We start from the raw sequence: 25,347 nt of genomic DNA on the forward strand, positions 1-25,347 counted from the left end.
GCACGTTGTTCCGGCGTAAAAGTTCGCGGGCGGCCGCCTCCATAACGGGGGTGAAGCGATTTCATCCCTTCCTTATTAAACCGGTGAATCAACCGTCGAACGTGATCCTCGGATAGGTGATACAGTCGGGCGATGTTTGGGACGGTCATCTTTTGGGCGGATGCCAGAATAACCATTGCCCGCCGGACTTTCACCGGATGGGATCCTTTTCGAATGATATGTCTTAATTGATTGCCTTCCTTGGTGGTCAAGTCACGAACGAAAATCATTTCGATCACCTATGAATCCATTCGACCATGAGGTAACATTTTCCTTCGGAATTTCCCGATCTAAGTTAGTCGACGGGGCACTAGATCAATTTGCTGATTCAGACGGGATTGTCTGTCTTTCCCCCGTGCGTGGAGAGAGTTCAGCGGCGGATCGGCTGCGTAATCTTCTTGCTGCTGCGTTCGGTAATGATTGGTCTACAGCAAAGGAAAAGCAGCTTCTTCAAGCTGCGACTCCCAATGGCAGACCATCTTCATCCCTCGAAGAGTGGTTAAAGGATAAGTTTTTCGAGGAGCACTGTAAACTGTTTCATCACAGACCGTTCATTTGGCACATCTGGGATGGCCGCAAAGATGGTTTCAACGCTTTGGTCAATTATCACCGTCTTGCCGGCCCTAACGGTGACGGTCGTCGCACCTTGGAAGCACTGACCTATACGTACCTGGGTGACTGGATCGAACGACAGAAAGCTGAACAACGCGAGGGCAAGGAAGGTGCGGACGCTCGTCTTGCCGCCGCTCTCGACCTACAGGAGCAGCTAAAAAAGATTCTGGAGGGCGAACCGCCGTATGACATTTTTGTCCGCTGGAAGCCGTTATATGAACAGCCGATAGGTTGGGAACCGGACATCAATGACGGCGTCCGGATAAACATTCGCCCGTTCATGTCGGCCACGCTGAAAAAGGGTGGTCGGGCCGGCGCTGGTATACTAAGGTCGAAACCGAATATCAACTGGAAAAAGGACCGTGGAAAGGAGCCGGAAAGTCTGCGTCCCAAGGATGATTTCCCTTGGTTTTGGGGTTGTGATCCGGAGAGACACCCCGAGCATCGTACCAACTTCATGGGCGGCCAAAACTTCGACGGCAACCGGTGGAACGATTTGCATTATAGTAACGCGGTGAAACAAGGAGCACGGGAACGCGCAGCGAAGGGGGTGAGGACGTGAGAATGCAGAAGGTTGCATCTGTGACTCTCCTGGATGAACTGGTTGCCTCATTGCGTGCCTGTGACACGACTCCGGATGGCATGGTTCGTCCTGCAGCAATTTTGTGGACAGACCCAAAACGGCAATGGCTGCCGCTGAAAGCCATGCTTTTGGACTGTTTGCCTGAACTGATCGTTTTAGGGGACTATGATCCTGCTCACCGAACCGGGCCGGCAATCTGGATTCGCTGTGTGGTAGATCGTACGTTGGAGGATCCGAAAATTCCTGAGGATCGTGTGCCGATTGTCTACTTGCCTGGTGTGGCAAGGCAGGACTTGCGTACGGGTGAGGACTGCCCGATAGAGTTGAGACCCCTTGTTGAATTGATGTTTCGAGGAACACTGTGGTTGCAGCGCGGTGGTCACGACTGGACGGTCACAGCCTTTCTGACTTCACCGCATGGGCTTGCTTTGGATCTTGCAAGGGATCAGGATACGCTCGATGCATTGGAACGGGCACTCCGTGAGGTGGCTCAGACCCCTGTTGACCAACTTCGGGGACGTCGGCTTGAAGCAGAGGATTTTGACAAACTCCTTTCGACTGATGTCATACGTGATCTGCTGAGATGGATGAGCGATCCGAAAACAACAAAGGAACGGATGGGTACCGAGCGTTGGGAAGCATTCCGCAACCAATGTCGGGCACAGTTTGACTTCGATCCCGAGAAAGACGGTGAGATCACCGCCGGCGAGCGACTGGGCTTGAGGGAAGGGCCATGGAAAGAGGTATGGGAGCGTTTTGAAGAGTCTCCTCAAGTATTTCCAGGAATTCCTGATCTGCTTCGGCGTTCGCAGCCGGATGAGCTTCTTTTCGAGCGTGCACCATGGCCGAACCTTAACGATCAGGATGAAGAGGGGGTTCGGATTGAACTTGCCGGACTAAAGAATCTTTCACACACCGAAGCGTGTACCAAGGTGTTGGAACTTGAGCAAAAGCACGCCGAACGCCGGAGATGGGTCTGGGCCCGACTTGGCCTTTCGCCGATGGCCGCGGTACTTGAACCGCTAGCGCGGCTCGCCCGCGTGGCTCGGTCGGCTCTCGGGGGAAGTACGCCAGATGAGATCGCGAATGCTTATGTGGAAGGTGCTTGGGAGGCCGACGCGGCATCCTGGGAGGCGGTGACTCTGGCTCCAATCGCTGATGAGGCTCTTATCAAAAACACCGTTCGAATTTTGCTCGAACCATGGCTGGACGAATCGGCTCGTGCGTTTCAGCGAGCGGTCGAAATGCATTCGTTTCCAGGTAAGGGAAAACAAGAATCCGTAGCAGGCGAGCCAAGTATGTGTCTTCTGTTCGTGGATGGCCTTCGTTACGATGTCGGGCGGAAGCTTGCCGAACGGCTGGAAGCCAAAGGGTGTCGTGTCCAGGTTCGATGGCGATGGGCAGCTTTGCCGACGGTGACAGCGACAGCAAAACCTGCTGTCACGCCGGTCGCTGGTGATATTGTGGGTGACGAACTCCCTGAGGATTTTACCCCGAGGTTTTCTGAGAGTGGTAAACCTGTCAAAGCAGCAACGCTTAGAGCCGCTTTGGAGGCACGGGGATACCGGGTATTGCAAACCGACTTAGAAGACCGAACTGACAACGACGAAGCATTCGGTTGGTGCGAGACGGGTACAATCGACCGCCGGGGACATGACCTTGAAGACGATCTGGCCCGACATATCCTACAGGAAATTGAACGTTTGACTGAACGAATCCTGAGATTGTTCGATGCCGGTTGGACATCCGTGCGTGTGGTGACTGACCACGGTTGGCTCTGGGTTCCTGGAGGGTTGCCCAAGGTCGATCTGCCCAAGCATCTAGCGGCAAGTCGTTGGAAGCGATGTGCCGTCATTGAAGGAGAATCACAAGTTGATGCGTTGATTGCACCTTGGTATTGGAATATATCCCAGTATTTTGCAACTGCACCCGGGATCGCCTGTTTCAATGCCTCACCAAGTTATGCGCACGGTGGACTCAGTATTCAGGAGTGCCTGATTCCTGATTTGCTCGTCGAAAGAGGAAGTGGATCGTCACATCGAGCTATTATCAGATCAGTGACTTGGCGCAGGATGCGCTGTTTTGTTGAGGCGGAATGCTCATTGGAAAGAGTGGTTGCCGATCTCCGTCTTGAACGACCCGACGGGATTTCCGTGGTTTCATCCACCAAGAAACTGGATAAGGACGGCACGACCAGTTTGGTCGTTGCCGATGATGCATACGAAAACAAGAATCTGGTTCTGGTCCTTCTGGACCAAGAAGGAAATGTTCTCGCTCAGCGGAAAACCAAGGTGGGAGATTCCTTATGATTACTCCTGTTGAAATGGATCGTCTCGACGAGATTGCTGCGTCTGTCTTTGAAGGATACCTCGTCCGTAAAGACTTGGTTCGAAAGTATGCCCGACAGTATCCTGTCCCAACCTACGTGGTGGAGTTCCTCCTGGGCAGGTATTGTGCAAGCACCAATGAGGAGGAAATCCAAGAGGGGCTGGAAATTGTCGGGAAGCAGTTGAAAGGCCGAACGGTACGTACCGGGGAAGAAGAGCTTTTCAAGGCCAGGGCACGGGAGGAAGGCTCAGTCAAGCTGATTGATATCGTCAAGGCCAGACTCGACGCAAAAAACGACTGCTATGTGGCCGAATTGCCGAGTCTGAATCTGCGTGACGTTCAGATCGCCGATTCGCTCGTAAAAGAGAACGAGAGGATGTTGACGGATGGGTTTTACACCGAGGTAACGCTCGAATATGACCCGATTGTGGCCCAGGAGAAAAATGGGCGTCCATTTCGGATAGCAGCGTTGCGACCGATCCAGATGTCCAGTCCAAACGTTCTTGACGTATTGGCAAAGGGGCGGCAAGTTTTTACCACCGATGAATGGCGTGATTTTCTCATTCGATCCATTGGATTGGAGCCATCTGTTCTGAGCGAACGGGCTAAAATGGTGACCATGCTTCGTATGGTGCCGTTCGTCGAGCGCAATTACAACCTTGTCGAACTCGGACCGCGGGGGACAGGAAAGAGCCATCTGTTTCAGCAGATATCCCCCTATTCGCATTTGATATCGGGCGGGAAGGCCACAGTGGCCAAAATGTTTGTTAACAACGCGAACGGTCAACGTGGATTAGTCTGCCAGTATGATGTTGTTTGTTTCGATGAGATATCCGGAATCTCCTTCGATCAGAAGGATGGCGTTAATATCATGAAAGGGTATATGGCCTCTGGTGAGTTCAGCCGCGGGAAGGAGAGTATCCGGGCCGAAGGCGGAATCGTGATGGTGGGGAACTTCGATGTGGATGTTGAACAGCAACAAAGGATCGGGCATTTGTTGAGCCCCCTGCCGAAGGAAATGCGGGATGATACAGCGTTTCACGACCGAATCCATGCTTTTGCCCCAGGGTGGGATTTCCCAAAGCTCAATCCGCATGAACATTTGACGAATCACTTCGGTCTTGTCAGCGACTTTCTCAGTGAATGCTGGCATCGTTTGCGAGAAACAAGTCGAGTCCATGTCCTACAGAACAGAGTGTTTTGGGGAGGTGCACTAAGCGGACGTGACATAGAGGCAGTTAATAAAACGGTTAGTGGCTTGTTGAAGCTCCTTTTTCCTGATCCGGAGATGCCCATTCCGGACCATGACCTTGAATGGATCGTTCGTCTGGCCCTCGAATCCCGCCGGCGTGTGAAAGAGCAACAGAAACGCTGTCTCAAGAGCGAATTCCGTAATACCCATTTTAGCTACAAATTAGGTGCCGACGGAGTGGAGCAGTTTGTAGCCACGCCCGAATTGCATAGCGATGAGGCCATTGAAGGTGATCCTTTGCCCCCTGGCTAGGTATGGGCGGTTGGGCCTGGAGCCCAAGAATCCGGACCCGGATTGTATCGGATTGAAGTGGCCGTGGGGCCTGGCAGCGGGGTGCGTATCTTAAATCACCCGCAACCACCTGCGTTTCGTGAAAGTGTCAAAGTTGGAGAACAAAATCTCTACGCTCGTGCGAAAGAACTTGTTGGTGATCGGGATCCGCGAAGCCATGAGTTCTCCATTCAACTTCGGGCAATGGATGCCGACAAGAGCGGAGCAGGTTTGGGTTTGCCCGTCTTGGTGGCTATGGTTGGAGCTCTTCTCGAAAGAAATACCCGTGGTGGAACCATTATAGTCGGTCCACTTAATCTGGGAGGTTCGATAGAGATGCTCCCCAACCCCGTGGCTATTGCTGAGCTCGCCGTAGATAAAAAGGCTACTACTTTACTCATGCCGATCTCCGCTCGCCGTGCACTTAACGACCTCCCCGATGAACTTTGGACGAAAATCAGCATTGAGTTTTACAGTGACCCGACTGATGCCGTTTTCAAGGGATTGATTGAATAAGGGTAATCTCAACTGGATTTTGGGCTAGGTAAGATGGTCTCGGCAGGATCAGGGATTCGCCCGATTGTCCTTTTCGATTACCATCTGGTATCAGGAATCGGACGACATCATCCACATCGTTTGTAAAGCCGATGGTGAGCATCAGTTCCACACAACAGTTCGAAGAAGAGGAGAAAAGCGGTTCTACCCAATCTAACCATTTGGCTAACACGCTGATAAAGTACGATAAACCTGCTCCGCAGCTGAAGGACAAGGGAGAACAGTGAGAAGCGCATTTGATGAGGTATGAAAGCGAAATAAAGCTTCGGAGAGGAGTAGTAATGAGCGATATTAAACTTTTCAGGATCCAGAACAGCAGCGTTCAGGAACTCTTAGGAAGCGCTGTCGCTTTAGAAAAGTCGCTGCAGACTTTAATTGGGAACAACCTAGAGAATTTACTTGGAGTGCGCTTTTTGGCCAGTGAGTATCCCACTGGCCCGAGACACGGTGGACGAATCGACACATTGGGAATTGACGAGAACGGATGTCCGGCATTATTGAATACAAACGGGCGACCAACGAGAATGTAATCAACGGATTTATTCTACTTGGACTGGTTACTCGATCACAAGGCGGATTTCCATTTCCTGGTGCAAAAAAATTTGGCGATCAAGAAGCCGACAAGATTGACTGGTCTGCGCCGCGATTGATCTGCATCGCGGGAGACTTTACCCGCTACGTTGAGCATGCCATACAGCAGATAAATCGCAGCATCGAATTTATCCGTTACCGGCGGTTCGGAGACGATCTGCTTCTACTTGAGCTGGTGAACGCCGTGACAGTCCGACCGGAAGGGTTGACTAGTCCTCCAAGTTTCCAGTACGTCATACAAGACCATCACCGAAACCCTCGCGGAGCTTTCCGGGCCGTTACGCGATCTATATGAAGAGCTACGCTCCTATCTTCTGGCGCTCGGCGATGATGTACAGGAGAAAGTTCTCAAGTACTATGTAGCCTTCAAGCGTATCAAGAATTTTGCCTGTGTAGAGGTCCACCCTGCCAAGAGGGTCATCACGTTGTTTCTCAAAGTTAATCCGGACGAAGTTGAACTAAGGCCCGGCTTTACCCGCGGTGTGAGGCAGATAGGCAATTACGGAACCGGAGATCTCGAGGTAACGCTGCGGAGCCGCGAAGACCTTGATCGAGCGAAAAATATGATCCAGAGAAGTTATGAAGCGAGTTAATCATGGAAGGGTAAGAGGAGGGCGTCATAAACAGGTATTTTTCTTACGATGGTCATCCACTACAGTGTGGAATTTTGCTATGAGGTAATTAGTAAACAATGTCATCTACCGAGCGAAAAAATTTGGCGGTGGTGTTTTTCCCTCTCTGAAGAGTAGATAGCCTTAGAATAAGGGGGAGGGCCAATGGATTCATTAACTGAGCAAGTTCTCAGATTTCTTTGTACCTACAAAGAGTGCCAAAAAAATGCATCTAGTGAATTCAGGGTTATCAACGCCGACGTTGTTAAGGCATTTGAAACGGCTGGATTAACTCCAAAGGAAAAACGTTTGCTCTTGGGATTAGTTCGTACACAAGCAGATTTTAGAAAAGTTATAAAACGTAGGGACTTCGTGGAAATTGAAAGTGCATGTGGGAAAATGGCTAGAAAGCTAAAAAAGTTAGGACGTAATCATATCTCTTTAGAAATGAACTATCCAAAACAAAAACGTAAAATAAGTACTGGCCGTGTAAAGATGGACTATCCAAAGTACAAACGTAAAAAATGGGGGATACAACACATATGGTAGTTAAAATCTACTCCCGTATCAGCTTCAGTCGTAATCGGAGCGGTTTTTATATGGGGTTTCCATAAAAACCAGTCGTGGAAGCTACAAGTGAGTATATTGTTCCCTGGATCCACAAGGCCCGGATCGGGGACTGTTAAGATTTTAATACCAGAAGGATGCGCAGACGTTCGGATTTGCAATGGGGTTCTCCTTTTTTCCCCGATATCCGCCATACATGCACCAATCAACAAAAACAAACTAAATATCGACCCGTAACTTCGACTTGTTTTCCTCCTCTTCAACTTAACTTAATTTAACAATACAATCTGTTCCTTCCCGGTTCGGACTATTCCCACAAGTCTCTGGTACAAGTCCGGGTCTGAGCGATAGTGGTCTCGTAATAGGTGCTGTCTTTTCGATAAAATCCATTGACCCAGACATCAGCACTGAAAACCTGGGGAACCCAAGATAAGATCATACAGGTTAGGAAAGCCACCTTGTAAAAAGCCTTTCGTTCCGTCGGTCCCATTCCTAATTCCTTTCGGTAAGAGTCTATTGTTCTCCATGCTGGCGATCAACCAACCCGGTTCCTTTTTGGATTCAGTGATCACCAATTCTGCTTTTTGCCAATAGATCACCTTTTGCCATGACATTGAGCGTTTTCCCGGCTGGTAAAGGGAATCTTGCTCTTAATCACAAGTTCCCCAATCCGGCATATCCGGTGGCCTCAAAGAGACCTGTTTCATTCCCTTCAAACCGAATTTGGGCAAGAACATCATTTTTGCACTCATCCAGTAAGGTTTTCCTTTCCATCAGGGGGCGGCCTAGAACCGCTTTTCCCCTGTGGTACAGGATGTCGAAAACCACATACTGAACTGAAAACACTCGCGCCAACTGTTCAATCTTAAGGAGACTCCGTGTCTGAAGTTGCTTCATTACCTGTTCAAAATGCGGTATACATTCCCCATCGGTCATGATCAGTTTCCCGTCTAGAACCGTTCCGTTGGGGATGAAGCATTCCTTTAGCTCGGGAAACCGATCAAACACATTCCCATGGCGGATACAAGCCTTCATCCCCTCCATGGCTGTCAGGATTGGGTTCTGTGATTATCCGCTCATCATCATAGGGCTAGTTCATCTTCTGAGTTAAAGTGGGAGAAATGAACATCTCGATCATCTATTTCCGTCATGCCAGTATGGATGATCGAATCAGACTGGGAATCGAAGGGAAATTGGGAGAGGACTTGAAAACGGCACCCCTCAACGGATGCCTTTTAGCTTCCTTCGGCACCATTTGTCCTCGTCAAATCCCGCATTTGTCACATACCCCGGACACTGCCACACCCCGAGCTTATTGTCCTTTGCGAATCGCTCCGCTTCCCGGAAGGCTTCCAAATGCCGGTGAGACGCATAGACATATCCCACCCGGCGAGGCTTTTTCCAATAGCTCTTCCTGCGCGTTCTGGCCGTTTGTGTAAACATAGGCTAAAACCCGACCGTACTTATCCCTTTTCTCCACGTCATACTCCAGCGTGATCCGGTCGGCTTCACTCAATATCTTTTTGGAGTACTCACTGGCCTCTTCCCCGAGAGGCTGGGTACCCCATTCAGGATGCTGTGTCTCTGGAGTGTCTACAAGAAGGAACTGTACTGTCTCTACCTTGCCGTTAATACGCAATTTTACGGAGTCCCCGTCAATATGACTCACAAACTCCGCCTCTTCTACATCCTTGGGTTCCCTGGCCGAATTTGCACGAAAGTACGCAATACCTGTTGGGTGGTCCTTGAGGAAATCCTTCTGAAGAACCTTCATGAGGAGATACTGCCTCCTGTCCCCTTCCACAACCAGCCAAAAACAACAGCAACACAAGTAACAGCATCCATCTTTTGATACGCTCTTTTTGGCACCCTTATCTTTGTTTTGAGATTATTTAAGCACATTTCTCTTACTGGTGGATCTGTAACGTGGGAGTCTTCAAAGCGGTTACCATTTAGAGAAAATAAATTCATTTTATTGAATCACGTGAATGGAGAAGAAAAAAAGAGAAGGTTTACAGTATCTTCATTTCTGCTATTTCATTTTGCAGAAAAAAAGTGGATGTAATGAGTCACAATGAAAACTCCTTATCAGATCTAAGATGAGAAGCCTCTAGACCACCTCATGGCCTCCACCAATTTGGCTGTTTGTGTTTTACCTATGAGGAATTGAAACAGCCACTTTCTGGGATCTAACTAGAGCTGGATAGTTGCAACAACAGTTATACAGCGTGAAGAGCAATCCCCGAGGGAAAAATACGGATCGACGTCGAAAAAGATAATCACGGGTTACAGTTGCCTGAAGGGGAGGAAATCGTCTTGTCCGGACTCAAAGAGCTGAAAGATCAGTTTTACTTATATTACACGAAGAAAATCACTCTCAGGGATTTTGAATCATGGCTTTATCATTCTCCGGAGCTTGAAGAGGATATCGGCAAGGACTTTTATTTTCAATTAATTGATATCAATTACCGGGATAAGTTTGCCGGAGACCATCTGGAGAAAGTCATGTTTTCCCGTTTCCAACAAGTGGAATTTGAGGAGAAGAAGATCAGAGAACTACTGGAGAATTTTGCAGAAAAAATTTTCAGAAAGTATTGGAACAGCTGCATAATGAATATTGTAAGGGATATTATTTTTTGTCTCTGGTGTTGGCTTATGAATATGACGAACTTCCGTGTGATATAAAGGAGATACTTTTCAGGGAAGCGCGACGGGTCCTGAGGCTAATGGAACAGGGCCTGATTGTGATCACCGGTTTGTATGAATACAGGTGTATGGAAGAGGAACAGAGTGAGGATCCATAATTAAAGACCATGAGTTTCCATATGAAAGTTGAGGGACACTCAAGTTACCCATATTTCGTTTCCTTCCCCAGTAACAGAGAAGTCTCAATTGCTAAAACAAAATACAACAATACAAGGTGATTGGCTAACCTGGATCATTACTTGGTGGTGACCGAAGATCCACGAACGGTAGGGGAAAGCGTTTCCAATATTGTCACTGGGAAGAAGCTTATCGGACCGCTGGGATCACATACATGCCGGAGAGGGAGAGACCTCGCTTATCATGCATCTGATGCCGAAAGCGGTGAAAGAAGATAAACGATCCGTTTGACTCACCTGACCGTCCTTTTTTGGAAACCATCTGGATGAAACCCTATACTGAAAGCGGAACAATCGGTTTTCCCACTCGGGCAACCACTGAAAAGGGAAGATTGCTCCTGCAATCATTAGCAAATCAAAATCGCATCAACCATAGAGGAAATTGGGAAGCAAAAATAACCGGGATTTTCCTTTCAGGCTATTGCAGGTTACCTATGAGGGATCGATTTTGCAAACACCGGGAGCTTTGGTTAAAACCCCGGAGGTGTTCGGAAAATGGAGAAGAAAGCCAAGTATATCAAGGGATTCAGCGCCCGCTGTCACAATGAAAACACCCCAGGTAAAGAGGATTGAAACCTCCCACACGTCAAAATCATCCTCCGGCCGGATGGTCACAATTAGAACACCTCGGTAAAAAGGATCTAAAATGAAAAAGGCTGGTATAAACCCAGCCTTCAACAAATATGAAATCCTATTTTTCTTTTTTGATGATTGCAAACGAAATTTACAATTGTAAACGAGCTGCAGAAAACTGGGCAATATCTTTTTGTACTATACTGATCCTGCCCCTGTAAAATTAGCGTTATTTCAAGAGGTTTCGAAGATCAAATAGACACTAAAACACACTGTAAAACTCCAGACTTAAAATTTGGGACCAAGGGGTCTTCGGTTCAAATCCGGCCGCCCAGACCAGGAATGACGGAGGTTTTCAGCCTACGCTTTTTTATTTCCCTGGCCAAACTGCAAACGAATTTCCATCGGCGATAAAGTAGGAAATCTTATAACATGGCGGAGATGCGCTTGAAACTTTCACAAAGCGGTTTTCAAAGGCTTGGACGAGAGCCGCTTGGATTTCGAAACAAAAGGAAGCGCAAGTGTTCTACGGGGCCAAAAAGGGGGACAACTTTTATGTTGGTGTTTCTTGTTTCACAAAGAAGCTGTGGTTATAATACCACGCAGAACAAGGGCTTGGGAGAATGAAGATATCCGGGAACCCGTCGTTCAGCTCATTGCTGGCTCCCTTCAAATGAAACATACCGGCCCGAAGCGATTCCGGCCGCCCCTTCCAAGTCGCGTAAGATAAATGCATCTTGTCAAAAGGAGAATCGGGTTGAACGGCCGAATTGAATTGAACGGCGTTTCGTTGTATGTCCAATCGGAAGGGGAAGGCTCGACCGTTGTCTTGTTGCACGGCACGCCGCTGGACCATCGTATGTGGAACGAAACCTTCGCGGTTTTGCGCCCACACCGTCCGTTATGACTTGCGCGGTGCAGGGCGTTCCGGAGACGGTGAAGGCCCGTTCGCGCATCACGACGACTTATGCGTACTTCTCGAGGCATTGGGAGTGGACCGCGCATTCCTCCTCGGGATCTCGGTCGGCGGCAAAATCGCGATCGATTACGCCTTGCGGTATCCGGATACGGTGCGGAGCTTGGTGTTGATCAACCCGGGAGTGAGCGGCTATCGTTGGTCGGATCAATTTCTTGCGCAAGAGGGGGATCTTAGGCGGCTGTCGGATCAGGGGTTATCGGATTTGGCGTGGGAGCGGTTTCTGCAAACCTGGGTGGAAGGTCCCTTCCGGTGACAGGAAGGGGTGCATCCGACGGTTCGACAGCGTGTCCGGCAAATGGTGGCAGACAACTGGGAACGCGTGAGAAAAAGCGTGACGCAGTTTCGGTGGTTTGTCCGGCGTCACCGCTTTCACTTGAGTCATCCGCGGCGACCAGGATTGGGAGGAAATCCAGGTGCTTGCCCGATTTGTCGCGTCATTCATCCCGCAGGCCGAGTTGGTCACCATCACGGGAACGGGGCACCTTCCTCCCTTGGAGCAGCCGGACGTTTTTCACACCCATTTGCTCCGATTTTTGAAGCGGCATGCGGAGGTATGACTTTTCATCCCCTTACTTTGAGCATCCTCGCCGTTGGGACGTTGCGTGCTGCCGCATGTTTTGTGGGGTGGCTCGGAAATCTATTACGTGTAACGGGTTTTGTTCCGATTGGCGGCCGCTCCTCCCAGCCGCTTTCGCGCTTGCATCAGCCGGGCTAAAAAATAAAAACCGGCCTGAAGCCGGTTGGAAGCGGAAAGGGGATTCCATTACCGGGCCGCTTGGCGCGGAGTGCGGAACAGATGGTTCTGAATGAAGTGGGACAGGCCGAATTCCTCGTTGGACGGAACGATCACGTCGGCGGCATGAAGGACTTCGGGGTGGGCGTTGGAGACGGCGGCGGACAATCCGACGGTTTGGAACATGGGCAGATCGTTCAGGTGGTCACCGATTGCCGCGGCTTGTTTGGGCGAAAGGTTCAACTGATCGGCCACCCGCTGGAGGGCGGCTCCTTTGGAAACGCCCGGAGGAAGGATTTCATAGTAGTGATCGGAGGATTGGACGAAGGTGAAGGGAATTTTTGTCTCGTCCAACCAGCGGCGCAGTTCACCAATCCCCTCTTCGTCGGAGACGGCGGCGATTTTCACCCAATTCTGGTTGAGCAGGACTTCGAAGGAAGGGATCACTTTTAACTTCGGCTCTTCGTTTTGAAGTCCCTCGGAGGACAGGGGGCCGATGTGGGTCGTGTAGATGTGGTGGGAGGTATAGACAAAGAAATCGATTCGGCGGCTCAGACGGGGCATGTTTCTCACGATTTCCCGGACCAGGTCGTCGCTCAGATGGGCCAGCGGCATCAGTTCCCGGGTGGCGGGGTTGTATATCAGGGCACCATTGCATAAAATGACCGGAAGTTCGATATTCAGTTCCCGGATGAAGCGCTCGGTTTCGGTAAAATTGCGGCCGGTGGCCAGTGTGAACAGCCCGCCTGCCTGGCGAAAGCGGGCAACCTCATGCCGGATCTGAGGGGGAATCTCTTTCTGATTGTTAAGGAGAGTTCCGTCGATGTCGGAAACGAGAAAGGGATATGCCAACATGGACAAGCTGATCAACCCCTTTGTTTGATGTTGCTCTTCCATCCCATGTAGCCGTTGAAAAAGAAGGCACCGTCCCCTTGCATCCGGCAGGAACGACGACAAAACAGCGTACATATCTACTAATTATACTATATTTATTACAGCGCTGTATATATCCGAAATCGCCTTAAAAAAAACACAAAAACCCGGAAAAGAATCAGGTTTCCGGGTTTTTGCCTTTGCCGGACGGTCGGGGACGTTGGGTGAGAAGGGCGCTCAGCTGCTCCAGCAGATCCCCTCCGCCCATCAGGGTGATGTTGCTCACCTTTTCGCATATTCTCTCCAGGTATTCCAATTCCTTCAGCCGGTACAGGGTGGGATTCTGATCCATCAATTTGGCGGTGTTGAGCAGGCTGCGCGTGGATGCGGTCTCTTCCCGGCGGGTGATGATGTTGGCCTGGGCCTGTTTTTCCGCCAGGAGGACGGTATTGAGAATCTCCTTGATATCGCCGGGCAGGATGATGTCCTTCACCCCTGCGGCGACAAATTGCACGCCGAAATCCCGGCTTTTTTCTTCCAGTTTCTGCAGCACGAAACTGCCGATCTCCTTTTTCCGGTTGAGCAGCTCGTCCAATTTGAGGGTGCCGACGTACTCCCTGAGCACCAGCTGGAGATAGATGTAAATCTGATCCTCGAAGGAATTGAACTCCAACACTTTCAACGGATCGACAACCTTGTAGTGGCAGAAGAAATTGAGGCGGAGGGTCACCTTATCCGCCGTCATCAGTTCCTGGCCGGCCACTTCCAGCTGCTGCTGGCGCAGGTCCACCCTTTGGACCTCCACCGTTTTGGGCCCCTTCCAAAAATAGTATTTTCCGGGCTCCAGCTTCTTTTGAAAAACACCGTCGTAATACAGGATGCCGCACTCGTTGAGGGCGATCTGAAACGCTTGGAAATGGCCCCACATCTCCTCTTTGTCGAAGAGGGAACGGTCGATCTCCGGCCCCACCTCCGGATTCCTCGTGTCCACGAGGAGGAACCGGTGCTCGTAGAAGGCGTTCCAGAAGGCATAGGTTCCCGACGTGTAGACGCCGGCAAACTTGCCGTCCCGGTAGTGGATGGCCAATTCATGGTCCTTCACGTCGACGACCGTCAGTTCCTTCAACAATTCCTCATCCTTCAAGAACAGCTGGATGGGCTTGCCGGGTACCGAAAAGGGCTCGTCCACTTTCATCCGGACGACGGAGTAGAGCCCGAAAGGATAGAAATACTTGCCTGGCTTCAGATGTTTTACATAATTGCCCCCCTTGAACAGGAGGCCCCTTTCGTCATCGCAAATCCGAACCATGGTGCATCCTCTCTTACAAAGGATTGTTCCGCAAATTCCGCCTTTTGGGGAATCCTCCCGGGGAATTTGGCGGAGCCCGGCATGAGGAGACGCTCCCCCGCCCGCGTCCGGAGCTTGAAAGCGAAGGAAGCGGAAGAACGCGTTCTTCCGCCCGCTTCCCCTTCAGAGGCCCCGGAGGCCGGACGGATCGGCCCCTCCGGCCGCCGGACTGCAAGGCCCCATCCCCCGGTGTGACATCCGGGGATGCCACCGAGGATTCCGCCAAAAGCGCGGATGTGGAGTGAGTGTTGCGCCTATACAGGCCGGGTGCTCTGCCACTGAGCTAATCGCGTCCCAAACGCGATGTGGGAATCGAACCCACGCATCCCCGTTAGCCTTTGTCCGTCTGCATCGGGATACTTCCTGCCGACGCGGGCAAAAAGCACCGTGGGACCGTTCCGAGATCCCGGCAAACCGGACAAGGGTGAATCATATGGTAACAGAATATTTCGGAACGGTCAATGAGCGTTTATTTTTGATCGATCAACACTCCGAGGTTTTTCCATCCGTAGGCGATTTCCCGCAATGTGGCTTCCCCGATGGTGACGGGCTTTTCCGCCACCTTTTCACCGCCGAGGGCTTCGTAGAAGCGGCGGGAGGGGTTTTCCGCCAGCACCCAGACGAGGAGGGAGCGGAATCCGTTGGCCACAAGCGCCTGAGCCGCCGACCGGGCGAGGCGGCGGCCGATTCCCTGCCGCTGATATTCCCGCAAAAGGTAGATGGCGTACAATTCCCCGTCGTAACCGTACGCTTGGGTCCGCTCGGGGCCGCTGCAGGCAAAGCCGACGATTTCGCCTTCGGTGTTTTCCGCCACGAAAGTCCAGTTTTTCCCTTGCCGAAGGTCCTGCTTCCAGTGGTTTTCTCTCTTTTCGACGGACAGGTTGTCCAAAACGCTGTCGGGAATGATTCCCCGGTAAGTGGTTCGCCAGCTGTCCACGTGAACCCGGGCGATGCCGGAGGCGTCGGCGGGTAAGGCCTTTCTCACAATCACCTCAATTCCTCCCCAATTTTCGGCTCCAACAAAATGGATCGCATCTTCTCTTTTTTCATCGCCGGTTCGTTGATAGAATGAAGAGAAAGGCGGTCTTTGCGACCGGTATCCTGCGCTGCGCGGACCGGATTCCCTTTCATGAAGCCGTGGTAGGGCGGGGAGCACCCCCCTTTTCAAAATCCGACAGCACGGGTGTGGTGAGCCGAATGACGCTGGAAGAGCTGAAGGAAAAGTACGCCGGTTGTACCCGTTGTCCGCTGCACGAGCGGCGGACCCGTTTCGTTTTCGGAGAGGGAAATCCCCGCTCCCCGCTGATGTTCGTGGGAGAGGGGCCGGGGGCCGACGAGGATCGGATGGGCCGCCCCTTCGTCGGCCGCGCGGGGCAATTGCTGAACAAGATGCTGGAGGCGGCGGAGATCCCCCGGGAGGAGGTTTATATCACCAATATCGTCAAGTGCCGGCCGCCGGGGAACCGGACTCCCACGATGGAGGAGATGCAGACGTGCATCGTCATCCTCCGGGAGCAGTTTAAAGTGATCCGACCGAAGCTGATCGTCACCCTGGGTTCCGCGCCGACGCGGGCGATCCTCGATCCGAAGGCGCGGATCACCCGGGTTCGGGGACAGTGGTTTGAGCGGAAAGGGGTGCGGATCATGCCGACCTTCCATCCGGCTTATCTCCTGCGCAACCCGGCCAGCAAAAAGGAGGCCTGGATCGACTTCCAGGCGATCCGCGACGCCTACCGGGAAGTGCTGGCGGAGCAGGAGCGGTCGGGAGAGATCCTTACATAGATCAGGAGATCACCGCCGACTCCGCGGTTCCCCCGTTGATCTGGGTGAAGGAAGAGGCGACGGTGCCTGCGATCCGCTCCGGATCTTCCCCTTCGATGGTGTTCAGGTGGAAGATCACCTGCAGCAAGCGGGAGGATTTTTCCGTCACGGCGGCGCGGGCCGAATCCACGTAGGGACTGCCGAAGGGGCCTGATTCGTCCCGGAGGAGCAGTTTGTTTTCCATCGACACCTCCCGGCCGTTCAGCGCAGGATAACCGTCACCCGCCTTTCCGACGGTCGCCGTGATGGTTCCCTTGAGGGCGTCGGCGTCGTATATTCCGAAAGGCAATAGATATTTCAGGGAGAAAAAGTTGTTCACATCGACGGCGCTGTTCACCTCGGGGAGGGTGTCCCCCTTCAGCACCCGACGAAGCAAGGCTTCCGCCGAGGGACGGTAACGGGAAGGGGAGGAGCCCAGCCGCCGAAACGCTTCCCTCCATTCGCGGATCGGCTGGAGACCTCCTATCTTTTCCATGCTGTGTTCGATCCGGAGATGCTCCAGAAACAGCTCGAACCGTCCGCGGAAGGGGTGGGGGGAACGGCTGACGGTGCATCCTTCGTACCGGATGACGATCAGTTGCAGGTTGGGAAGTTGTGAGCGGAGTTCGGAGTCAAGGTTTACCATCGTTTGCTTTTTCACCTCCGGTCGGGATACCATAGAATAACAGATGGTCTCCAGGATTGCCAAGTCGGGTTCAGGCCATCCCCCGTCTGTTTTCCTTCGGCGGAAAGGGGCCCTGGTCCTTTTTCGCCGGGCGAAGGAAGCGGAAAGGAGGAGGATACATGGAACGGTTGAGGCAGATTCTGACTCGGATCGACGGCAGGGGATACAAGGCGTACAAGGATATTCAGGGGGAATACCGGTTTCCTTTTTTTACTTTATATATAGACTACGTCCAGGGGGATCCCTTCGCATCCCCTTCCCGGATCCGGGTGCGCATGGACCAGCAGCGGGCGAGATACGACCGGCAGTGGTATGCGGATGAACACCGGCGGATCGCCCTGGAGGACTGGGTTTTGCGCCAGGCGGCCCGGGAGGTGCAGTCCCTCTCCTTCCGGGTTCAGGGCACGGGGAAGAGCGGCCTGTTTGCGGTGGACCGCCCCGGCCAGGAGATTTTGCCGCGGACGGCGGTGGTGGTGAACGAACGGTACGTCGAACTGAGGCTCACCGTCGGTTTGCCGGCGCGGGGGCGGACGGTGTTGGGGAACAAAGCCATCCAGATGCTCTGTGAAGACCTGCCCCGGCTGGTCCAGCGCAGCCTGCCGGCATCCTCCTTCGACCGGGAGAAGCTGGAGGAGCGGCTGCGCCTGGCGGACAACCAGAAGGCGATTCGCGATTATCTGCGGGAAAAGGGATGGATCGCCTTTGTCGCCAACGGATCCATCCTGCCCCGGGAAAGCGGGGTGAGCGATCGGCCCCTGAGACACGGGCGGGTGGTCCCCTTCCAGTCGCCGCCGACGATGGAGGTGGCCATCGAGGTGCCCCACGGCGAACCGATCCGCGGGATGGTGATCAAGGACGGGATCACCCTGATCGTGGGGGGAGGTTACCACGGAAAAAGCACCCTGCTCAAGGCCCTGGAGCGCGGGGTGTACGACCACATCGAGGGGGACGGCCGGGAGTACGTGATCACCGACCGAAATGCGGTCAAGGTCCGGGCGGAGGACGGCCGCCGGGTGGAGAAGGTGAACATTTCTCCCTTTATCAACAACCTGCCCTTCGGCCGGGACACGGTCCGCTTTTCCACCGACGACGCCAGTGGCAGCACCTCCCAGGCGACCAACATCATGGAGAGCCTGGAGATGGGCGCCTCCTGCCTGCTGATTGACGAGGACACCAGCGCCACCAACTTCATGATCCGCGACGGGCGCATGCAGGCCCTGGTGGCCAAGGGCAAGGAGCCGATCACCCCCTTCATCGACAAGGTGCGCCAGATGTACGAGGAGCTGGGAGTCTCCAGCGTCCTCGTGCTGGGCGGTTCGGGGGATTATTTCGATGTGGCGGACTCGGTGATCATGATGGATGAATATCTGCCCCGCGACGTCACCGAGGAGGCGAAGGCGATCGCCGCCGCGAAGAGCAACGGGCGGAAGCGGGAAGGGGGCGATTCCTTCGGCGAAGTGACGCACCGGGTGGTGCTGTCCAAGGGTTTCGATCCCCGGAAGGGGAAAAAGGAAAAGACGGACGCCAAGGGGCTTCACACGATTCAGTTCGGAACGACCACCGTCGATTTGTCCGCCCTGGAGCAGCTGGTCGATGTGAGCCAAACCCGGGCCATCGCCGAGATGATGCGCCTGTTGGGGCGGATGGCCGACGGGCGGAAAACCCTGAAGCAGTTGGTTGACGAGCTGTACGGGCGGATCGAGGAGAAGGGGCTGGATGTCATTTCCCCCTATTTCGGCCAGCATCCCGGGGATTTGGCCCTTCCGCGGAAGCTGGAGGTGGCCGCGGCGGTCAACCGGCTGCGCACATTGTCCGTTCAGTGAGGGGAGTACGGCCGTGAAAGAAGTGACCATTTACACCGACGGCGCCTGTTCCGGCAACCCCGGTCCGGGAGGATGGGCGTCGATCCTGATGTACGGCGGCCGGATCAAGGAGATTTCCGGCGGGGAAAGGATGACCACCAACAACCGGATGGAGCTGACCGCCGCCATCGAAGCGCTCCGCCGGCTGAAGGAACCGTGCCGGGTCCGGCTTTATACGGACAGCGCCTATCTCGTCAACTGCTTTGAGCAGCGATGGCATGAAAAATGGGAAAAGAACGGGTGGTTGAACAGCAGGAAGGAACCGGTGGAAAACCGGGATTTGTGGCAGGAGTTGCTCCGGCTGGTCCGGATCCACGACGTCCGCTTTCTGAAGGTGAAGGGCCATGCCGACGACAAGTGGAACAACCGGTGCGATGAACTGGCCCGGGCCGCGGTGCCCCGAAGCGGGGACGGCTGAGGAATCGGAAGATCGGGAGGAGGTGGCAGGATGCGTCCGGAGGAGATCAAAGCCCGCTTGATCGAAGAAGCGAAGCGGCTGAACATCGACAAGATCGGCTTTGCGTCCGCCGATCCGTTTCTCGAGCTGAAGGAACGGCTGATCGAGCACCGGCGGAAAGGGTATGAGTCGGGCTTCGAAGAGCCGGACCTGGAGAAGCGGACCCGTCCGGACAAAATCCTGCCCGAGGCGAAGAGCCTCATCGCCATTGCGCTGGCTTACCCCTCCCGGCTTTCCAATCCGCCCAAGTCGAAACCCGGAGCGTATCGCGGCATCTTTTGCCGGGCGTCCTGGGGGAAGGATTATCACCACGTGCTGCGGGAGCGGTTGGAGGCCTTGAAGAAATGCCTGCTGGACATGGTTCCGACCGCCTCCGCGGAGGTCCTGGTGGATACCGGGCCGCTGTCCGACCGGGCCGTCGCGGAACGGGCGGGCATCGGCTGGGTGGGCAAGAATACCGCGCTCATCACCGAGGAGTTCGGCTCCTGGGTGTATCTCGGGGAAATGATCACCGACGTCTACCTGCCACCGGACACTCCGGTGACGGAGGGGTGCGGCGATTGCACCGCCTGCCTGGATGCCTGCCCCACCGGGGCCCTCGTGCAGCCCGGTCAATTGAACGCCCAGGCCTGCCTGGCCTATTTGACCCAGACCAAGCAGATGGTGCCGGAGCCCTACCGGGAAAAGATCGGCAACCGGCTGTACGGCTGTGACACCTGCCAGGTGGTTTGCCCGAAAAACCGGAAAGTGAACTTCACCCACCAGCGGGAATTCCGGCCGGATCCGGAAAAGGTGAAGCCCCTGCTGAAGCCGATTCTCGGCATGAGCAACCGGCAGTTTCGCCGGGAATTCGGGGAGATGGCCGGTTCCTGGCGGGGGAGGGGGCCGATTCAGCGGAACGCGATCATCGCTTTGGCCCACTTCCGCGACCGTTCGGCGGTGCCCCTTCTTTCCCGGCTGCTCCGGGAGGATCCCCGGCCGGTAATCCGCGGGACGTCGGCCTGGGCCCTGGGCAAAATCGGCGGAGAAGATGCGCTTACGGCGCTTTGCGAAGCGGAGCGGGAGGAGACGGATGCCGACGTGCGGCGGGAGATCGGGCAGGCCCTCGCCCGCCTTCGGCGGGAGGAGGTCTCCTCCGGTTCCCCTCCAAAGCGTTGAGGGCCCGCCATTTTGATAAGGGTTTAAAGGAGGTTCTTCCCATGATCCCGGAACCGCGCGTCATCGCCTGGAGCGAGATGGAAAGCCCCATCGGACCGCTCACGCTGGCGATGACCCCTCGGGGGATTTGCTATATCGATTTCGGGGCGGGAGAGCGGACGCAGGTCGAGCTGAAGGTGTGGGCCCGGCGACGATTCCGCTCCGTCCGCCTGGAACGTTTGGATCGGGAATTGGAGCATGTGAAAAAACAATTGGCGGAATATTTCGATGGGAAGCGCCGCCGTTTCGACCTTCCCGTCGACCTGTACGGCACTCCCTTCCAGCTCCGCGTCTGGCGGGAGCTCAAGAAGATTCCCTACGGAGAGGTGCGCTCCTACAAGGAATTGGCCCGGGCCATCGGATCCCCCAAGGCCGTGCGCGCCGTCGGCGGGGCCAACAACAAAAATCCCGTGCCGATCCTGGTTCCCTGTCACCGCGTGATCGGCTCCAACGGTTCCCTGGTCGGATACGGAGGCGGGTTGTCCATCAAGGAATATCTGCTGAAGCTGGAGGGTGCCCCCTTGCCGCAGCACCCATCGAAGGGATGAACGGGGTTGTTGCCGTTCCCTCCAGCCCCTTTTGGGCAGATCCTTCGGCGCGTCTCCGGGCACCGGCGGATCGGCTCCAGCCGGTGGCCGGCGGAATCGCTGAAATGGGCGGAGGCGTTTCGCCGGCCGGGGCGGATGGGCTGGATCGGATCGAACGGCCCGTCGCTATCCGGCTGCATGCCCCGTCTTTTCAGCCGGTCGGGCGCGCCCTGGCATGTCCTCGAAGTCCGCGCGAAAGGCGGATGTTTGGCAAAGGGGCGGTGATATGTATATGGTGGAATGGTTCGGCTGCCAATACGACAAATTCAAAAGTCTGCTCCAGGAGCAAGTAAGAAGCAGAATGAAATACTGGATCTGCTAAGGCAAATCTCTCATCAACTGGAGGAGATCCAAAAAGCCGACGAAAACAAATGACAAAACGCCCTTTTCTCCGGGCGTTTTTTATCGTCCTCTGTGATTCCTCTCTTTTGTTCCCTTCGTTCCGCTTCTCGCTTTGCTCGTTCGCTTTCCCATTCTCACGGTTTCCCCGGGACTTTTCCCGCAGCCCCGGCCAATTCTTTCCGGTTCCATTCACGTGAAGGCGATGCCTTCCGTTTCATGGTGAAAAAGACAAGGCGGAACCTGACAAACGATCGGGCCAAATCTTCGCCTATCGGTCTATTTTTTCTCTTCGCCTCATATTGATAGAAAAAAAGAGGCGAAGGGGTTAGGGAACATGGTGGAGCGTCCCTGGCACAAGCCGCTGGTCGCCTGGTTCGAGTCCCAAAACCGCTTTTGGCTGGAAGGGGAAGAGGAAAAGCTGCTTCGCCTCGTGACCGACTCCGAGGCGGAATGGGTGAAGGCGGAGACGGAGCGGATGCAGCGGGCCCGTAAGCAGGTGAGGGAACGGGAAGTCAGGCCCGTCAAGGGAGAATGCCGCATCCGGGTGGCGCGGCGGGAGCGGATGGAAGAGGAGGAGGTCCTCCTTTGGATCCGGTCCGACCGGCGCTTGACGGTGGAGCAGAAGGATGCGCTCATCGAAGAGGAAGAGATCGCCTGGTTCCGGGTCCTCATACAGTTTGTGGGGGACGGCTGGAGGATCGCCCACTGCTTTCCGGAGGCGGAGCCCGTCGAGTGGGTCCGGCCGCCCCGGGTCAGCCTGTCCGATTCCGAAACGCCTCCCGCCTTCGCATCGGCGGGGTATGACCGCCGGCGGGCGGTTCAATACGCCAATCTTTGGTGGAACGGCTACAATCCCCGATATCGCCGGTTTGATGTGGACTGCACCAATTACGTTTCCCAATGCATTCACGCCGGGGGAGTTCCCATGGATTTTTCCCCGGTGCGGGATCGCGGCTGGTGGTATCGACGCGACCTGTGGAGCTACAGCTGGGCCGTGGCGCACAGTCTGCAGTGGTACCTGGCCAAAGGGGGCGGACCGATGCGGGCGGTCCAGGTGAGCCGGCCGGAAGAACTCCTGCCCGGTGACATCATTTGCTATGATTGGGACGGAGACGGGAGATGGGACCACAACACCATCGTCACGGCCAAGGATCCGGCGGGCATGCCCCTGGTGAACGCCCACACGGTCAACAGCCGCCATCGCTATTGGGATTATCGCGATTCGTACGCCTGGACCCCCAACACCCGCTACCGCTTCTATCGGATCGAAGGATAGGGGAAAGGAGTTGGGCAAAGAAGGCCTGCGGGCCGGGTTTGCACCGGAGCACTTTGTTATAATTGGAAATGGGGCGTCGCGCAGCCGCTTCGACAGGGCTTCGCGGAGGGGATGTCCGGGGGCGGTCGCCGCCCGTCGTCGCATCGGGTGATCGCGCTTTGGGGCCTGAGGCCGGTTTTTTATTAGTGACGGCTTCAGGGCGAGGCGGGACACCGTTTCGGCGTCTTGGACAGAGGAAAGGCCCGCGGTGCTTTGCGGACCGAAACCGGGGTGGACGGCGTGGACCGTTTTTAACGGAATCTGCGGCAGAAACGGCGATTGCGCCGGCAGAGACGGCAGAATACGCGGTTGCGCCGGCGGAACCGGCGGGACCGGCAGAGGCGGCAAAGGTGGCAGAAACGACGGCCGAAAGCATAGTTGACGTTCGGCTTGCCCAAAATCAACCCTCCCTTCTGCTTCACAAAAAAAGTTTTTCATCCAACTGCAGTGTATGTGCCGGGAATGTTTTTCGGCAGGGTGGTTGCTATATTCATAGAAAATGTGCTCCTGTTCTTTGCCGGCGATGCTGCTTCCTGTCACCGGGATGCAGCGACAGTTTAGCAGGGCTGGCGAGAAAGTTTGCGGAGGTTGGAGGTGGAGTATGCCCTTTCACATTGTGCTGGTTGAACCCGAAATTCCGCAAAACACCGGAAACATCGCCCGAACCTGCGCCGCCACGGGCGCGATCCTCCACCTGGTGAAACCCCTGGGCTTTTCCCTGGAGGACCGCTATTTAAAGCGGGCCGGTCTGGACTATTGGGACCGGGTCCGGCTTCACACCCACGATTCCTTTGAGGATTTGGCCGCTTCTTTTCGCGGAGGGCGCTTTTTTTGTGCCACCACGAAGGCGGACAGATCCTACACGGATTTTTCATTCCGGGATGGGGACTTCCTGGTCTTCGGAAAAGAGACGGCGGGGCTTCCTGCCCATCTGCTGGAGCGCTATCGGGACACCTGCATGCGCATTCCGATGCTTCCCGAAAACCGGTCCCTCAACCTGTCCAACGCGGTGGCCATCGTGCTCTACGAAGCGCTGCGCCAGAACGGGTTTCCCGGCCTGAAATAAAATCTTTCAAGGAAATAGTTCCAAAGTGGTATAATCGAGAGGGGGAGTTTCGGCAAGTCCCCCTCCTGTGTTTTTGCGACTCAAAACGTGTCTGAAAGCGAGGAGGACGTGGGCCGATGATCCGAGCCTGTTTGTTCGACCTGGACGGCACGCTGTTGCCTTTGGATACGGATCGGTTTATCGAGGTGTATCTGCGGGAATTGGCTCCCTATGTGGCCCACGTGATTCCGCCGGATCAGCTGATCCCTTCCATCTGGCGGGCGACCAGGGCGATGATCGAAGATGAGGATCCCGAGAAAACCAACGAAGAGGTGTTTCGGCACCATTTTCTGTCCTTGACCGGTCTCAAAAAGGAGTCGATCTGGCCGCTGTTTGAACAGTTTTACAGGGAGCGGTTCCCCAGGCTGAAAAAGCACGTTCAGCCCACCGATCTGGCCAGGCAGGTGGTGCAGGCGGCCCTGGATCGGGGGTGCCGCGTGGTGGTCGCCACCAACCCGGTGTTCCCGCGGGTGGCCATTCAGGAGCGGATGCGCTGGGCGGGGGTGGATGATCTGCCCTTCGAGTGGGTGACTTATCAGGAGGAGACCCGCTATTGCAAGCCCCGGATCGAATATTACCGGGACATCGTCGACCGGGTCGGCCTGAAACCCGAGGAATGCGTGATGATCGGCAACGACATGCAGGAAGACATGGTGGCTTCCACCCTGGGATTGAGCACCTTTCTCGTGACGGACTTTCGGATCGACCGGGGACATCCCGCCTATTCCGTCGATCAGCAGGGAAGCCTCTCCGATCTGCTCCGAGCGATCCGGAACGGGGAGGGCGTGTTTTCCCGGACCCCCGTCCGTCCGGCATGAGGCGGGGGTGCGCGCACAAAAAAACGAGCCCGACGGGGCTCGTGAGATTGATGACAAACCCCCTGGCTCTTTTCGCAAGAAAAGCGCCAGGGGTTGCATGTTTATGGGAAATAAACAGATAAAGGAAATCAGATTTGGTAAATTAGGCGGATCACAAAGCCTTTTCCTCTCTTCGAGAGGAGCAAGGCCATTTTTTTGATGTTTTGAGCCACGGCAATAAGGAGGCATTGCTCTCTGACTTTGGCAAGCCCCCTGTAGCGTGCATAACGAAGCCCATGAAGTTCTTTGGCGTCAGCGAAGCTGCGCTCAATGGTCTGACTCCGTCGTTTATACAGTTGTTTGCCCCTTTCACTTAAACGGTTTTGACGTGCCCACTCTTTTGC

Annotated in this window: 25 protein-coding genes; 17 read left to right on the top strand and 8 right to left on the bottom strand. The window is 54.6% G+C overall.

Annotated elements, in window-relative coordinates:
• The coding region (locus tag BM063_RS15515; RefSeq protein ID WP_143085404.1) for a helix-turn-helix domain-containing protein at positions 1 to 269 on the bottom strand (269 nt) is incomplete at its 3' end.
• 11 nt (positions 270 to 280) lie between these two features.
• Between BM063_RS15515 and BM063_RS15520 the strand changes: the two genes are divergently transcribed.
• The 6 genes from BM063_RS15520 (at position 281) to BM063_RS17400 (ending at position 7,390) form a co-directional block, all read left to right on the top strand.
• The gene (locus BM063_RS15520) at positions 281 to 1,213 is read left to right on the top strand and encodes a hypothetical protein (protein WP_092041134.1); all 933 of its coding nucleotides are present in this window, start codon (positions 281 to 283) and stop codon (positions 1,211 to 1,213) included.
• Between the two features lie 2 nt (positions 1,214 to 1,215).
• On the top strand, positions 1,216 to 3,543 hold the full coding sequence (pglZ, locus tag BM063_RS15525) for a BREX-1 system phosphatase PglZ type B (RefSeq protein ID WP_092041137.1): 2,328 nt from the start codon (positions 1,216 to 1,218) through the stop codon (positions 3,541 to 3,543).
• Positions 3,540 to 5,066: a BREX system Lon protease-like protein BrxL gene (brxL, locus tag BM063_RS15530; RefSeq protein ID WP_218154454.1), complete on the top strand. Its 1,527-nt coding sequence runs from the start codon at positions 3,540 to 3,542 to the stop codon at positions 5,064 to 5,066. The genes pglZ and brxL overlap by 4 nt, the downstream gene beginning before the upstream one ends.
• A 42-nt stretch (positions 5,067 to 5,108) precedes the next feature.
• Positions 5,109 to 5,600, top strand: coding sequence for a S16 family serine protease (locus BM063_RS17880; protein WP_218154455.1), 492 nt, complete (start codon positions 5,109 to 5,111; stop codon positions 5,598 to 5,600).
• A gap of 875 nt (positions 5,601 to 6,475) precedes the next feature.
• Entirely contained in the window at positions 6,476 to 6,823 is a 348-nt protein-coding gene (locus BM063_RS18230) for a DUF5655 domain-containing protein (RefSeq protein ID WP_342713757.1), read from the top strand.
• 183 nt (positions 6,824 to 7,006) lie between these two features.
• Positions 7,007 to 7,390 carry a hypothetical protein gene (locus BM063_RS17400; protein ID WP_143085403.1) on the top strand — a complete coding sequence of 128 codons (384 nt, stop codon included), beginning with the start codon at positions 7,007 to 7,009 and terminating at the stop codon, positions 7,388 to 7,390.
• A 672-nt stretch (positions 7,391 to 8,062) separates the two neighbouring features.
• Here the strand turns inward: BM063_RS17400 and BM063_RS15545 are convergent.
• Positions 8,063 to 8,443 (bottom strand): ATP-dependent DNA ligase, encoded by a 381-nt coding sequence (locus BM063_RS15545; RefSeq protein WP_177199213.1) that lies wholly within the window; start codon positions 8,441 to 8,443, stop codon positions 8,063 to 8,065.
• A 277-nt stretch (positions 8,444 to 8,720) separates the two neighbouring features.
• On the bottom strand, positions 8,721 to 9,182 hold the full coding sequence (locus tag BM063_RS15550) for a thermonuclease family protein (RefSeq protein ID WP_092041145.1): 462 nt from the start codon (positions 9,180 to 9,182) through the stop codon (positions 8,721 to 8,723).
• A 542-nt stretch (positions 9,183 to 9,724) separates the two neighbouring features.
• Here BM063_RS15550 and BM063_RS15555 point away from each other — a divergent pair.
• From BM063_RS15555 to BM063_RS17765, 3 genes are all read left to right on the top strand, one after another.
• Entirely contained in the window at positions 9,725 to 10,093 is a 369-nt protein-coding gene (locus BM063_RS15555) for a hypothetical protein (protein ID WP_092041148.1), read from the top strand.
• Positions 10,094 to 11,657: 1,564 nt separating this feature from the next.
• Positions 11,658 to 12,095: an alpha/beta fold hydrolase gene (locus BM063_RS15560; RefSeq protein ID WP_092041151.1), complete on the top strand. Its 438-nt coding sequence runs from the start codon at positions 11,658 to 11,660 to the stop codon at positions 12,093 to 12,095.
• 160 nt (positions 12,096 to 12,255) lie between these two features.
• Positions 12,256 to 12,399 carry an alpha/beta fold hydrolase gene (locus BM063_RS17765; RefSeq protein ID WP_177199215.1) on the top strand — a complete coding sequence of 48 codons (144 nt, stop codon included), beginning with the start codon at positions 12,256 to 12,258 and terminating at the stop codon, positions 12,397 to 12,399.
• Between the two features lie 206 nt (positions 12,400 to 12,605).
• Here the strand turns inward: BM063_RS17765 and BM063_RS15565 are convergent, their stop codons facing one another.
• The 3 genes from BM063_RS15565 to BM063_RS15580 all read right to left on the bottom strand — a co-directional run bounded on the left by BM063_RS15565 (position 12,606) and on the right by BM063_RS15580 (position 15,787).
• Positions 12,606 to 13,430: an HAD family hydrolase gene (locus tag BM063_RS15565; protein WP_245752309.1), complete on the bottom strand. Its 825-nt coding sequence runs from the start codon at positions 13,428 to 13,430 to the stop codon at positions 12,606 to 12,608.
• A 196-nt stretch (positions 13,431 to 13,626) separates the two neighbouring features.
• Positions 13,627 to 14,757, bottom strand: a complete 1,131-nt coding sequence (locus tag BM063_RS15570; protein ID WP_092041157.1) for a slipin family protein — start codon at positions 14,755 to 14,757, stop codon at positions 13,627 to 13,629.
• A gap of 508 nt (positions 14,758 to 15,265) precedes the next feature.
• Positions 15,266 to 15,787 carry a GNAT family N-acetyltransferase gene (locus tag BM063_RS15580; protein WP_092041164.1) on the bottom strand — a complete coding sequence of 174 codons (522 nt, stop codon included), beginning with the start codon at positions 15,785 to 15,787 and terminating at the stop codon, positions 15,266 to 15,268.
• A gap of 206 nt (positions 15,788 to 15,993) precedes the next feature.
• Here BM063_RS15580 and BM063_RS15585 point away from each other — a divergent pair, with 206 nt between their 5' ends.
• Entirely contained in the window at positions 15,994 to 16,578 is a 585-nt protein-coding gene (locus tag BM063_RS15585) for a uracil-DNA glycosylase (RefSeq protein WP_245752310.1), read from the top strand.
• Between the two features lies 1 nt (position 16,579).
• Here the strand turns inward: BM063_RS15585 and BM063_RS15590 are convergent, their stop codons facing one another.
• Positions 16,580 to 17,242: a B3/B4 domain-containing protein gene (locus BM063_RS15590; RefSeq protein WP_092041189.1), complete on the bottom strand. Its 663-nt coding sequence runs from the start codon at positions 17,240 to 17,242 to the stop codon at positions 16,580 to 16,582.
• Positions 17,243 to 17,400: 158 nt separating this feature from the next.
• Here BM063_RS15590 and BM063_RS15595 point away from each other — a divergent pair, with 158 nt between their 5' ends.
• From BM063_RS15595 to BM063_RS15630, 7 genes are all read left to right on the top strand, one after another.
• Positions 17,401 to 19,104: an ABC-ATPase domain-containing protein gene (locus BM063_RS15595; RefSeq protein WP_092041192.1), complete on the top strand. Its 1,704-nt coding sequence runs from the start codon at positions 17,401 to 17,403 to the stop codon at positions 19,102 to 19,104.
• 13 nt (positions 19,105 to 19,117) lie between these two features.
• A complete protein-coding gene (gene rnhA / locus BM063_RS15600; protein ID WP_092041167.1) occupies positions 19,118 to 19,561 on the top strand; it encodes a ribonuclease HI in 444 nt (147 codons plus the stop codon).
• Between the two features lie 30 nt (positions 19,562 to 19,591).
• A complete protein-coding gene (queG, locus tag BM063_RS15605) occupies positions 19,592 to 20,758 on the top strand; it encodes a tRNA epoxyqueuosine(34) reductase QueG (protein ID WP_092041171.1) in 1,167 nt (388 codons plus the stop codon).
• 41 nt (positions 20,759 to 20,799) lie between these two features.
• Complete coding sequence (locus tag BM063_RS15610) at positions 20,800 to 21,345, top strand: methylated-DNA--[protein]-cysteine S-methyltransferase (RefSeq protein ID WP_092041174.1); 546 nt, start codon at positions 20,800 to 20,802, stop codon at positions 21,343 to 21,345.
• Between the two features lie 715 nt (positions 21,346 to 22,060).
• Positions 22,061 to 23,002: an amidase domain-containing protein gene (locus BM063_RS15620; protein ID WP_245752307.1), complete on the top strand. Its 942-nt coding sequence runs from the start codon at positions 22,061 to 22,063 to the stop codon at positions 23,000 to 23,002.
• A gap of 640 nt (positions 23,003 to 23,642) precedes the next feature.
• Positions 23,643 to 24,107 carry a tRNA (uridine(34)/cytosine(34)/5-carboxymethylaminomethyluridine(34)-2'-O)-methyltransferase TrmL gene (gene trmL / locus BM063_RS15625; protein ID WP_092041180.1) on the top strand — a complete coding sequence of 155 codons (465 nt, stop codon included), beginning with the start codon at positions 23,643 to 23,645 and terminating at the stop codon, positions 24,105 to 24,107.
• A gap of 116 nt (positions 24,108 to 24,223) precedes the next feature.
• The gene (locus BM063_RS15630) at positions 24,224 to 24,964 is read left to right on the top strand and encodes an HAD family hydrolase (RefSeq protein ID WP_092041183.1); all 741 of its coding nucleotides are present in this window, start codon (positions 24,224 to 24,226) and stop codon (positions 24,962 to 24,964) included.
• Positions 24,965 to 25,092: 128 nt separating this feature from the next.
• Here BM063_RS15630 and BM063_RS15635 read toward each other — a convergent pair.
• On the bottom strand, positions 25,093 to 25,347 hold a 255-nt coding region (locus tag BM063_RS15635), incomplete at its 5' end, for a transposase (RefSeq protein WP_245752308.1).

Origin of the sequence: Planifilum fulgidum, assembly GCF_900113175.1 — a bacterium.
GTDB lineage: Bacteria > Bacillota > Bacilli > Thermoactinomycetales > DSM-44946 > Planifilum > Planifilum fulgidum.